The sequence below is a fragment of the Novosphingobium oxfordense genome, from assembly GCF_044029435.1.
Classification (GTDB): Bacteria; Pseudomonadota; Alphaproteobacteria; order Sphingomonadales; family Sphingomonadaceae; genus Novosphingobium.
Map to the genome: position 1 here is coordinate 285,286 of NZ_CP147007.1, position 12,244 is coordinate 297,529.

Genomic DNA, 12,244 nt, shown 5'->3' on the forward strand with positions numbered 1-12,244 from the left:
GCGGGGAGAAATTCAGAGTGTTCGGTCGATTGCTATTCACAGCCGCGTTCCCGGCCATCGCAGCATGTCCAGCTTATGCTTCGGATGCTCCTGCTCCCACTGACCAGGCGCCCTCCCGCACAGATATCGTCGTCACCGGCGCAAGGTCCAGGCAGGTAGACCTGAACGAAAGTTCCTCCGCGACCGGTCTCGACCTGTCGCTCCGAGAGACCCCGCAATCGGTAACCGTGGTCGATCGCCAGCGGATCGACGATTTCGCGCTTACGAACTTAAACGACCTGCTGGAACAATCCGTGGGCGTCATCGTCCTGCGCAACGAGACCGATCGCACCGAATACAACTCGCGTGGCTTCGAGATCACCAATTTCCAGGTCGACGGCATCGGACTGCCTCTATTGGGAGCGGTAGACGGCGATCTCGATACGATCTTGTACGAACGTGTCGAAATTGTGCGCGGTGCGAACGCCATCATGACCGGCGTGGGCAACCCATCCGCCACCGTGAACTATCTGCGCAAGCGCCCGACCACGACGTTCCAGGCAAACGCATCGGCCTACGCGGGCTCGTTCGACATGTGGCGGCTGGAAGGCGATGTATCCGGCCCGATCAACGCAAGCGGCTCATTGCGGGCGCGTGTCATCGGCGCGCACGAGAAACGCAATTCCTACTTGGACTACAATCAGGTCAACCGCACGGTTGTGGGCGGTTCTGTCGCGCTGGATATCACGCCGTCGCTTACCGCTACGGCCGGATACACACGGCAGGAAAACAAGGCCGACGGCATCCTGTGGGGCGCCCTGCCGCTCATCTACAGCGACGGTACCCGAATAGCCTATCCCCGTTCGGCAACCACTTCTGCCCCCTGGACATACGCCAATGTCCTGAACGAAAGCGCGTTCGGCGAACTGACGTACAAGGTCGGCGGCGATTGGTCGGTGCGCGGCGTTTTCACTTACAACCACGTCGATTCCAAGGCGAAGCGGCTATACGCTTCCGGCACGCCCGACCCGGAAACCGGTCTCGGCATCGTTGGCAGCAGCGGCATCTATCCCAGCCACAACAAGCAATATCTGATCGATGGCTATGCCTCGGGCAGCGTCGGGTTGTTCGGTCGCAGCCACCAACTGGCCTTTGGCGTGTCGAATGGCTGGCTGCGCAGCAAGGAATATGAAGCCTATTCCGATACCGAAATCGATTTTGGCGATATTCGCCAGCTCAGTTCCTTCGTGCCCCCGGAACCGGACTATCCCGAAATCACGCTTCAGGGGCACGAACGCAATCGCCTGACACGGGTATATGGCGCGATCCATCTGAATTTCACGGACCGGTTGAAAGGCGTCGCCGGCGCGTCCGCGGTATGGCTGAAGACGACCGGTGATTCCTACGGATCCGACCTGGCGCGGGACGATCACAAGGTCAGTCCCTATGCCGGGCTGCTGTTCGACATTACCCGCAACCTTACGCTCTATGCGAGCTATACCGATATCTATGCCCCTCAGAGCCAGGTGGACATCGGCAACCGCCGTCTAGCCCCGGCAAAGGGCACTTCTCTGGAGGCCGGCATCAAGGGCAGTTGGCTGGACAACCGCCTCTCCGCGACAGCCGCCATCTTCAAGGCGAAGCAGCGCGGGCTTGCAAGCTATCTTGGCACGTTCGATGGAAGCGATGGCCCGCTCGGGCTCGACTATTACGAAGCCTTGGATACTACCTCGAAGGGTTTCGAGGTTGAGGTTTCCGGCCGCGTTACCGATCATTGGCAACTGAGCGGTGGCTTCACCCACCTTAAGATCGAAGACGACCAAGGCCTGCGCACGCAGAACCAGATCCCGCGCGACAGCATAAAGTTGGCTGCAACCTATGAAGTGCCGGAATGGCGCGATCTCAAGCTCGGGGCCCAGTTCCGCTATCAGAGCGCGATAAGTGGGACCGATGATAGCGCTGGCCTGCCCATTTCCCAGAAAGGTTATGCCGTTGTGGACGTTCTGGCCGGCATCAAGGTGGTCGATCGCGTTCAGGCCAGCGTAAACGTGCGCAACCTCACCAACGCGAAATATCTGAACTCGCTGGCGTGGGGGCAGGCCTTCTATGCCACCCCCCGCAGCGTCATTGGTACAATAAGGTTCGACTATTGATTGAGTCCAGGAGCCTGAAAAATCTCATCACAGCGAGCAGCCAGAGGTTGGGGTCGAGCAATCAAACGGCTAATTTGCAACCCACTGCCTCGCCGGGTTCCGGTCTCCATTGCCAAGCGGGTGGCGGGAACAACGGCCTGTAGGGCTGGGAAATGCCTCCTCGAGGCGCAAGCTATTTTCCCTCGAAAAGAGCAATTCGACGGGATGGCAAGCTAAAAGGTTTCGTTTTTCGTCAAATCAAGCCATTGACCGCATGGGCGTTTTCACCGGACTGCGGATCAAACGCTCCTGCATCGCCGGACCACCTCCAGTGCTCAAGCGAGCCACATCGTTCGCGGAAAGTGCAGGATGGAGAAATATCGCGCCAGGTACAAGTTGCCGGCAGACTATCCGCTGGTTACAGCACTATTCCGAGCAGCGTCGCAACTTCGCCAAGGCCAGCGGCTTCGGGGGCCGGGCCTCGGCCGAAGTGCCATCCAAGACAGCGGTGCCGAAGGCAGCGGCAGCGGCCAAGATTGCGGCCGATTCAAAGGCCGCAAGTAGCCCGAAAACCGCAGCAGCCGGAGCGAAAGCTGTCACTGCCAACGAAAAGAATACCAAGCAGGCAACCTCCAAAACGGGCACCAATGCCGGCAAGTCGGCCTCAAAGAATGCCCCCCTCACCAAGGTCAAGACCGCGACGGGCGACGCAGCAAACAAGCCTGGCGCTGCCAACGCCACGGTTGAGACATCTCCCGCTGTGTCGCGTGCGGCTAAGCCCTCAATTGCAGCCTCGGTCAAGAGCAAAGCGCCTGTACAGCGCGGCACAGTTTCCAAGCCGGGTAAAAAAGAAAAGGCACAGTCGGCCACCACAACAGCATTAAGGGGGGACAAGTCCCTTGGCACCAAGGTGCCCGCGGCGGTAAGCGACGTCAAAACGGCTCAGCAAGCCAAGGTTGCCACAGTCATGAAGAAAACGCCTGCCACGGCAGGCAAGGCCATCGCAGCTCAGAAGCCCGCTGGCGATGCCAATACCAGGAGCAGAGCGACCAAAGACAGCATCTCGAGCTGATCCGCCGAGCAGGGACCAGCGGCAATGCCGGGTCGGGCTTCGTAAATCCCAAACTCACAAATGCGGCGGGCCATCAGCCCCGCCGTTTTCACATCCCCGAACTGCGCACTCGATCGGCTTAAATGAGAGAAAGCCCGCTCGGTACATGCGTTGAGGCAAGCCCAGTTCGACCTGCACAAGCGCGCGTTTGTATAAACCGCATCTGGAAGTAAATACGACTGACGGCTTATGGCTGCACATGGGCCAAGGGACGCCGCCGCTCGTCCCCGCTGCGAGGCCGATATCCACCGAATTGAAAATGGCTCCGCCAATCCGTCCCTATCGACTGCCGGCAAGTAGCGCGAGACAAACGAAAGGTGTTATGAGGTCCTTTGCAAGCCTCTGTCCGTTGCCTTATGGTAGCCAACAGCGCATATGCCACGCTATAGTAAAGCTTCGAAACATGCGAAACCGTTAGCCCACCTTTGCTTCCTGACGGCATAGGGCATGCAGATCGCTGTTGGTGGACCGCCAAGCTTCGGGCATAATCTCGCTGCTTGGGCATGCTTGACAATGGACCATTGATTATGGCCTCAAAAAAAGCTGATCTCAAACCGCGCCGATCGGTGCAAGGCCCCCTAGGTGCTTGGCAGCGGCTTGCTGTAAACGGCATTGAAGAGTTCGCTGAGGCAGTCGCGGGGGCAAATCTCGAAACAGCACAACTCGCTCGCGGACGTATGATCGGAAGCTTGGCATACCTGCAAGATAAAGGCGTGACATATAGCAGCGGTATGGTCGGGAGACGGTTAGCACTGCGTGGTTGCCTTTCCGAGTCAATGGTCACAATCGGCATCGGCGTCAGGCTTGGCTCGGGATCAAGGCAATGGCTTAACGAAGTTCGAACGGGCGAGTTTGCGGTGTTCCTGCCCGGTGCATCACACGACGCGCTTTATGGCGACGGATCCACTTACTTTTGCGCAACTTTGAATACCGATCACCTCGAAGAGATTGCCGCCGAAATGGGACTGGTGCTCGACAGGCGGCAACTCGGGGAAACTGGGGTCAGTCAACACCCCCTACCCGTCGCGGTACTCAAAACGGCAACCCCTCTGGTGGGATCGCTCCACGGCGCAAGTCTGGGGAACGCAGACGATCCATCTGTCGTTGGACGTTACCTGCTCAGACAAACGATCAAAATAATGTCTCGCCCACCTCGGCATATGACCGGCCGACAATCTCCCGCGGGTCACGCGAAAATTGTCGCACGGGCACACGACTATATTCTCGCTCATATTGACAGGCCCATCGTAACGGAGACGCTCTGCCGATCGATCGGCGTATCACCGAGCACTCTTAACCGGGCATTCCACGAAATACTGTGCGAAACACCACATTCATATGTTCGCAAATTGCGTTTAAATCGAATCAGAAATGATATTGTATCTGATGCGGAAGCGATATGCACAATCACGATCGCCGCAAATCGATGGGGTATTTCCGAGATGGGACGCCTTTCAAGATGGTATAGATATTTATTCGATGAACTTCCATCCGGAACAATTAAGAATAAGTAAACGAAGTCATCTTGCTGTCGACATGATTTTGACAGAATCTGCATAGATTGCTGCCACCCTTAGGTATTATCCTCCTCGGGAGAAAATCCTAAGGAAAGCTGCCCAGTGCATCTGAAAGGCAGGGGTAGGAGGATGGCGGCATGAAACAGTTGTCCCTTGGTACCGCTCCGACGTCATATCCCGTGGACTGCCTAATAGCGACATCAAATCGTAGCTGGACAACTGCGTTGATCGAGGAAATCTCGCAAATCACTGGCTATGATACGGTTTTCCTGGTTCAAGATCAGACAATAATTTGGGCGAAATCTTCCGGCAATTCGAATCTTTTTGAGGAAGCGCCAAAAGGCGAGCTTGCCGGATTAGGGCTTCAGAAAGCGATATCTGCACTGCCAATCAGCCCTAACCATAGGACCGAAGTGAGCGAACAATTTTTAAGGCACTCACACACGCATAATCGCAAAACCTACAACACCACCCCACCCCGGAATAGTCAATTGGAAGTCCTCGTGACGTCCCTTGGCCTCGACATCCTGATCGGATGGCTCAACCTGCGTAAAGATTCGCCTGGCGCGGGCCCTAGTTATCGGACTACAGCCTCCATAACGGCAGACCAACTCCGTATCGAAGACATTGAGCGCCGTCGCTTCGCCCGCGATTTGCACGATGGAGCCTGCCAGGACTTGGCCCTGTCGCAGCTCTACGTCGAGCAATTACGTAAAGCAAAGTTTCCGGCCGAAATCACAAAATCTATCGAAAGCCTTGGTTCTTCACTGAAAAAGGCTCATGACAGCATTAGCGCTCTGGCGCACCGGCAGATCGAGCTTCGGCCACGGCCTGCTGAAAGCGTAATCGACTTGGTGATGTCTCTCAGATCGCGGTTCGCGCATGATTTCGACGTTGAGCTGGATCTGGACGAATTGCCCAGTGACATAAAATTGTCAGCGCGACATGTCGAAGAGATTATACTTATCCTTCAAGAAGCACTTACAAACGTCAGCAGACATGCACGCGCCGATTCCGTCGTACTGAGAGCAAAGCTGCACTGTGGACGCCTAAGTATGCAGATCGAGGATGACGGTGTCGGCATTCCGAGGCTGATTGCCTCAGGCCACAGAAAAGATGCTCAGGGGGTAGGACTTATCAGCATGCGAAGTCGCGCCCGAAGTATTGGCGGAACACTATCGATAGATGGAAGCGGCTCGGGAACGTTGCTCTCTTTGGAATTACCGGTGTGAGGCATCTCGGTACCGGAAGCCAATCGCATATAAGAAGGACGAGCTCGTGCTCCTACGCAACTGCCAAAAAACCATGCTGATCGCCGACGATCACGAAGCCTTGCGAGAAGGTATCAGGCGCGTTGCCGAAAAAGCACGCTTTGAAGTGGTTGGCGAGGCCTCGGATGGCCAGTCCGCGGTCCGACTGGCACATGAACGAAAGCCTTCCGTTGCTATCCTGGATTATTCCTTGGCCCATATGAACGCAGCTGAGACAACTCGCTCGATTAAGTCGGCTTCCCCCCGGACTAATATTATAATTTTTTCAAATATCTTATGCGATAATGAAATCATTAAGTCCCTGCGTTCGGGAGCGACCGGATTGGTATTGAAGTCTGATGCAATACATCATCTTTTTAAGGCAATACATTCGGTCTTTCGAGGTGTGCCATACTTCTCACCGCAGCTTCCCCACGCATTGCTGGAAAGCAAGTCGGGCTATATTAAGGATAGATTCCAGGTTTCGTTCCTGACAGAGCGGGAAATCGAAGTGGTTCGCCTAATCGCAAACGGTGGGAGCAATAAAGACGTGGCCCAAGCGCTGGGCGTGGCCTGCAAGACCATTGAAACTCACCGAGCCTCAGTGATGCGTAAACTGAATTTGGCGACCGTCGCAGACCTGGTGAGATATGCAATCAGAAACAACATAATAGCGTTGTGAGTTTTCCAGGCTCGACTGCGCTTGTTTACCAACCTGCTTAAGCCTGAACCGGCCATGCCGGCGCAGATGTCGATGCTTGACAATAAGGAATACGGCATGGTCTACTCTTGCCCATGTAGACCGTGCCGCAAACCTCGCCAGTTTTTAGTTGCCCGTGGGCAGCCCGATACGGAACCCTTCGGTGGCAAGCTGATCCTTGATATGCTTGAAGCGCTCATATTGGGTGAGCGTTATTGGCCCTGAGTAGCCCTCGCTCTGCACCTTGCGGGGCGGATATTTGATGTAGGTTTGCATGAGTTCCTTGATCGCTGCGTTGATAGTCACGAGCGTCCAAGTGTGCTCAGTATAGTTATTCATGAATATATCGTAGCGTTCCTGCGGATCCTGCCAAAGATCGAACACTTGCGGCACCGTTGCCACGTATGCAGTCGGCCCCTTCCAACCGAGATTGGTATCCACTGCCAAGCCACCCGTCGAGGCACCGTTATCGCCGCGGACATTGAAGCAAGCCTTGTAGTTGCCTACGCGAGCTGCACCGGGGGTAAGTTCATCCTCAGTGAAGTAGAACCAGTTTTTGCGTTCCGACTTGCCCGTGCCGAAGAGTACCGGCGACATGTCGTAGCTGTCGAAGATGATCGGTTCGCCTTCCCTGTCCGTTTCCGGCAGCTCGATGCCCGCCAATGACGCGAAAGTCGCCATATAGTCGAGACCGCCGACAATGTCCGAGTTCTTCACGCCGCCCTTGATACCGGGCCCCATGGCGAGGGAAGGGACGCGATTGCCGCCTTCGCGGACGGTGCCCTTGGTACCGCGAAAAGGCGTGTAGCCCGCGTCAGGATAGACATCCTGCCAAGCGCCATTGTCGGTGGTCCAGAAGATGTAGGTATTGTCCTCCAGGCCAAGTTCGCGAACCCTCTCGAGGATGGCTCCGATGCGTGCATCGTTTTCGCAGACGGAATCCGCGAACTTCGATTTCGAGAGGGATTTACCCTGGAAATCGGGATGCGGCATGTTCGGCTGGTGGACCTTCATGAAGTTGACATGCATGAAGAACGGCTCGTCCGTATCCTTGGCACGTTCCAGGTATTCGAGCGAGGCTCTCTCGACATATTCGTCATAAAAGGGAATGCCGACGACGCCATTTTCCGGCGTGTTCACGTATTGCCCGTTGACCTTGAATTCCTCCTTTGGCTTCTCGCCGGCCTTGCCTGACAATGCGCCCTGCGTCACCTTCTCAAACATCGCGCGCAGTTCCGGATCCATGTCCGGAAACCATGTCGGGTCCGCATAAGTATAGGCATTGAGGTGATAAAGCCCGCAGTATTTCATCTCATCGTAGCCGTGGGCGCTGGGCAAAGCGTAGTCCGATTCGCCAAGATGCCACTTGCCCGCGAAGAATGTCTTGTAGCCGCCCGTTTTGAGAACCGAGGCGAGCGTCCATTCGGCGGCGGGCAGGCCGCCTCCCTGCCCCTGGAACGCGACGGTTGTCATGCCGCTGCGGTTAGGGATGCGCCCTGTCAGCACTGCGGCGCGCCCCGGCGTGCAACTGGGCTGCGCGTAGAAGGACAGGAACTGCACGCCGTCAGCGGCCATCCGATCGAGGTTAGGAGTAGGCATGCCACGGTTCTCGCCGCCGCCATAACAACCGGCATCTCCGTAGCCAAAATCATCGGAGAGGATGAGAATGATATTGGGTTTGCGTGCTTCCGGCATAACGGACTCCTGCTGATACGGCAGATCGGTGCAACGACCCGCCAGGAAGATCAGAACATGGTACGAAGGTCGGCATGTTCGCCTATCGGCATTTGCCCTGAGAGGTCGCAGGGACGTCCCCGATATGCGTGAATTCCTGAGAGGCCCTAGAATATTCATGCCTGCAGCGACACGCCGCGCTGATGATATACGCCTCGACGCCGGCACGATTGAGCAAGTGACACAGCAGCGATGAGCAGCGCAGAGGCGCCCTACAGGGCCTCCCTCTAGAGATTAGTCCGGCGAAAGAGGGCATGCTCATGCGGACAGGGAGAATGATCGTGTCAGATCGCCATTACACGATCCGTCAAAACCGTCAGGCACTCGTTAATCCCATCCTGCGTTTTCGATCTTGGCGGTGGCAGCAGACGGATCCCGAGGCGCCCGGTCTTATGATAGAGACCAAGCCGAGCTGGCCATTGCCGGACCCGGGAACTGACAGACAAGCTGCCGACTTCAGCTGCCCGCAAGCGTGGACCTCGAAAGCCGATGCCCAGTGGACGCGCACAACGCACCGCAAACCAGGCACTCCCGCCCGAAACAAGGGCATTCCTCGGCGTGCAAACGAGCGATTGCCAATGCTGCTTGCGGCGTCTCCGAGAGAATCAGGAAATCCTCGCCGGCAAAGAGCCTGTCAATCGTGTAAAACCAGGCCTTGGCGTAAACCCGGTTACGGGACAGTTCTTATTTGCAATCCAGGAACTCCCCCCTATCCGCGTCCGAAGATTGATTGGATTGGCCATCAATCCATCCGTTCGCGAAGCAGGCGCGCCTAGGCTTCCTCGTGGATGCAGTCATCGTGTGGGTGTCTGCCGGAGCCGACTGCAGTAGTGTCCTGGACGAAATCGTGAGGTGAAGGGGGCGGATGCCTGCTTTCTCCAGTACGGTTGCGATAATCAATTCGCGTCATTCTTCGAAACACCCGCGAGTGCGCAAAGTGAACCACTGTCCACGTTGGAGCGCACGACATGCCCTGCCCCTGCCGATAGCGGCGCGAAACCCGCGCGTTCGGATGCACGTTGGATGTTGTGTGTGTGTTCGGTATGGCCAGTCCCTCCTCCTGATCAAGCACGAGCCCCGCCCGTGCGCCCCGCTTTCGCCCCAACGCGCCCCAAAATACGAAATCCTTACGCTTTCCAGCGCCGACTACAGACGGCCGCCGGGATCAAAGATCGCAGGGAAATCCCTACCGCTTCCTTACCATCTCCCGGTCCTTCAACGTAGCCTGCGGCGTAAAGGCGGCAGGCAACGACGGCCATTTGAGGTTCGCTGCTGGCGGGCATCAGGCCAAGCAATTCGCCGCGTCCATTGCGAAGCTCGAGCGTGTCGGGATGTCTCTTCCGATCGGCTCAGACCGCGCCGGCCAACGCGCCCGATCCAGCAAGGCCAGCGTTGCAGGCCGCCAGGAATGGCGACGCCGTATAGACATCGGGTATTATGAAAGATCTTCCAAAAGAGAAGCAATGGAGCGCTCGTCCAAGAGCGTTAGCACAAAGATATCTCGCCAGTGCATTGACTGGAGAGACCTCCTAGTCGCAGCGGCATTCTGGAGCCGCGCCGGAACTGAAGGCGCATGCGGGCTAAAAATCTCTGAGAGCCCGCGCCTACGTCAAATCAAGATACTCCCGGCACTACAAGATCGATGAAAACGAGCTGCAGCGGTTGGCGGCACATATCGAGGAACGAGGCGAGGCAGTTCACAGATTCTGCCTGGAAAAGATAGCCGAACTCCGTGCCAAGCTTTAGAGAATGGAAGAAGTTTGTAACATTGTAGTTGGAGATACCCGCAAATGAACAACGCCGACCTCGCAGACAAGCTCGCCGCTGAAACCGGAGTCACGAAGGCTGATGCCAAGAAGGCAATAGATGCCGTGTTGGGCACGATCGCCAATGCCGCCGTTGCCGGCGAAGAAATCTCGCTGAACGGCTTTGGCAAGTTCAAGGTGAAGAACTCCCCTCCACGCGAGGGCCGCAATCCCTCGACCGGTGAAAACATTCAGATCGCCGCCTCCAGGAAGCTCACGTTTGCTCCGGCGAAGGCCATCAAGGATAGGCTGAACGGCTGACGAAAAGGGGCGCCGCCGATCGCGTGATCGCGGCGCCCCCTTGCTTGTTTCAAAGCATGCCGCCGCGCTCTCCTTCAAGCAACAGCAGATACGAACTGTCAGACACTATACCGAAAAACGACAAAATTATGGTGAACGCGTAACGGATCTTGGGCATCATAACGAATCCGACCATTAAATGGCCTACATTGAGTCTGCCGTTCATTCCTGGGGCGCTCGCCATCCCTTAGGGTCAAAACCGGTACCGCAACCGGACACGCCAAATGCTGCTTGCGATTGCTGGCCGCTGCGAGGGGGCCTGAGTATGGCTGCGAGGGTCGCGTCGGCGAACCGCCCGAAAGGTGCTCTCAGCAGATCTGGCAGATTCCATCGGCCTTGAACAAAGATGCCCTTGCCATGGCTCATCGACCGGAAACCTTCGATACCGTGATAAGCCCCCATGCCGCTCGGTCCGATCCCGCCGAACGGCAGGTCATCCTGGGCGACATGGAGGAGCGTATTGTTAATGCCGACATTGCCCGACGTTGTGCTTGCCAGCAGCTTTGCGCGATCCGCGTCATCAGGCCCGAAGACGTAAAGCGCCAAGGGCCGGGGGCGGCCGTTCACATAGTCGACCGCCTCGTCGATCGAACGATATGTCCGCACGGCGAGGATCGGACCGAATATTTCCTCCTGCATGATGGCGCTGTCGTCGCCTGCGCCGACAACAAGAGTCGGCGCGATCGTCCTACAGCGCCCCGATGCGGTTTCGGGCTTGTATCCCACCTCGATGACCCGCGCGCCATCCTGCCTTGCTGCATCGACGAGTCCAGTCAGACGATCATAGTGGCGAGCACTCACGATTGAACTGTAATCCCTGGAGGTCGGTCCGCCGGGGTAGGTCTGCGTAACCATCGCGTCATACAGGCTGACAAAGCGGTCGAGGTCGTCCTCATGAATAAGCGCATAGTCAGGCGCGACACAGGTCTGGCCAGCATTCGATAGCTTGCCGAAAACGATCCTTGCGACACTACGCTCGTCCACGCTTCCGTGCGCCACGATGACCGGGCTCTTGCCGCCCAACTCGAGCGTTACCGGCACCAGATTGTTGCTAGCGGCCTTCATCACTTTGCGCCCGACCCTAGTGCTTCCAGTAAAGAAGAGATGATCGAACGGCAGACCACTAAATTCCGCACCGACCTCCGGCCCCCCCAGCACCAATGCAACCTCGTCCGTCGAGAATATGTCCGCCAGCATGTCCTGGATGACCTCGCTGGTGCGGGGGGTCAGTTCAGACGGCTTCAGCATCGCCCTGTTCCCAGCCGCAAGCGCGGTAGCGAGCGGAATGATAGTCAGCGAGAAAGGGTAGTTCCACGGCGCCATCACTCCGATCACGCCCTTCGGCTGGTATTCGACATAAGCGCGACCCGCGCGAAAAGGCAGTGCGACATGCCGTCGCTCTGACGTCATGAAACGCTTCAGGTTTCGCCTGAGGTAATCGATCGACTGGATGACGCCCATCACTTCCATGATATCCGTCTCGTGCTGCGATCGATGGCCGAAATCTGCGCTGATGGCAGTCCGAATATCTTTGCGATGCACAAGAACGGCCGTGCGCAGGCGGCTCAGTTTCGCGCTCCGCTCCGCCGAGTTCGGCGCTCCGTACCGGAGGAAGGCGTGGCGCTGCCGCTCCAAGAGCGTTGCCATCTCGGAGCTGGCCGCGTCATGCAACGGAGTAACCGTCGGGACACGTCTTTCAGAAGCTCCGCCGTTTGC

At 57.1% G+C, this 12,244-nt stretch carries 8 protein-coding genes; 6 read left to right on the forward strand and 2 right to left on the reverse strand.

Going from position 1 to position 12,244, the window contains the following annotated elements:
- Positions 1 to 17 precede the first annotated feature (17 nt).
- The 5 genes from WBP07_RS21320 to WBP07_RS21340 all read left to right on the forward strand — a co-directional run bounded on the left by WBP07_RS21320 (position 18) and on the right by WBP07_RS21340 (position 6,671).
- Positions 18 to 2,132 carry a TonB-dependent siderophore receptor gene (locus tag WBP07_RS21320; RefSeq protein ID WP_395396425.1) on the forward strand — a complete coding sequence of 705 codons (2,115 nt, stop codon included), beginning with the start codon at positions 18 to 20 and terminating at the stop codon, positions 2,130 to 2,132.
- 253 nt (positions 2,133 to 2,385) lie between these two features.
- On the forward strand, positions 2,386 to 3,183 hold the full coding sequence (locus tag WBP07_RS21325; RefSeq protein WP_395396426.1) for a hypothetical protein: 798 nt from the start codon (positions 2,386 to 2,388) through the stop codon (positions 3,181 to 3,183).
- A gap of 542 nt (positions 3,184 to 3,725) precedes the next feature.
- On the forward strand, positions 3,726 to 4,736 hold the full coding sequence (locus tag WBP07_RS21330) for a helix-turn-helix domain-containing protein (protein ID WP_395396427.1): 1,011 nt from the start codon (positions 3,726 to 3,728) through the stop codon (positions 4,734 to 4,736).
- A gap of 227 nt (positions 4,737 to 4,963) precedes the next feature.
- Positions 4,964 to 5,971 carry a sensor histidine kinase gene (locus WBP07_RS21335; protein WP_395396428.1) on the forward strand — a complete coding sequence of 336 codons (1,008 nt, stop codon included), beginning with the start codon at positions 4,964 to 4,966 and terminating at the stop codon, positions 5,969 to 5,971.
- A 73-nt stretch (positions 5,972 to 6,044) separates the two neighbouring features.
- Positions 6,045 to 6,671, forward strand: a complete 627-nt coding sequence (locus WBP07_RS21340; protein WP_395396429.1) for a response regulator — start codon at positions 6,045 to 6,047, stop codon at positions 6,669 to 6,671.
- Positions 6,672 to 6,815: 144 nt separating this feature from the next.
- Here the strand turns inward: WBP07_RS21340 and WBP07_RS21345 are convergent, their stop codons facing one another.
- Positions 6,816 to 8,384, reverse strand: coding sequence for an arylsulfatase (locus WBP07_RS21345; protein WP_395396430.1), 1,569 nt, complete (start codon positions 8,382 to 8,384; stop codon positions 6,816 to 6,818).
- Between the two features lie 1,829 nt (positions 8,385 to 10,213).
- On the opposite strand from WBP07_RS21345, the gene WBP07_RS21350 reads away from it, so the two are divergent.
- The gene (locus WBP07_RS21350) at positions 10,214 to 10,489 is read left to right on the forward strand and encodes an HU family DNA-binding protein (RefSeq protein WP_395396431.1); all 276 of its coding nucleotides are present in this window, start codon (positions 10,214 to 10,216) and stop codon (positions 10,487 to 10,489) included.
- A 201-nt stretch (positions 10,490 to 10,690) separates the two neighbouring features.
- Here the strand turns inward: WBP07_RS21350 and WBP07_RS21355 are convergent, their stop codons facing one another.
- Positions 10,691 to 12,199 (reverse strand): coniferyl aldehyde dehydrogenase, encoded by a 1,509-nt coding sequence (locus tag WBP07_RS21355; RefSeq protein WP_395396432.1) that lies wholly within the window; start codon positions 12,197 to 12,199, stop codon positions 10,691 to 10,693.
- Positions 12,200 to 12,244: the final 45 nt, after the last annotated feature.

What these genes read in the sequence shown, in the direction of transcription:
- WBP07_RS21325 (WP_395396426.1), top strand. Translation starts at nt 2,386, where the DNA reads ATGGGCGTTTTCACCGGACTGCGGATCAAACGCTCCTGCATCGCCGGA.
- WBP07_RS21330 (WP_395396427.1), top strand. Translation starts at nt 3,726, where the DNA reads ATGCTTGACAATGGACCATTGATTATGGCCTCAAAAAAAGCTGATCTC.
- WBP07_RS21340 (WP_395396429.1), top strand. Translation starts at nt 6,045, where the DNA reads ATGCTGATCGCCGACGATCACGAAGCCTTGCGAGAAGGTATCAGGCGC.
- WBP07_RS21345 (WP_395396430.1), bottom strand. Translation starts at nt 8,384, where the DNA reads ATGCCGGAAGCACGCAAACCCAATATCATTCTCATCCTCTCCGATGAT.
- WBP07_RS21350 (WP_395396431.1), top strand. Translation starts at nt 10,214, where the DNA reads ATGAACAACGCCGACCTCGCAGACAAGCTCGCCGCTGAAACCGGAGTC.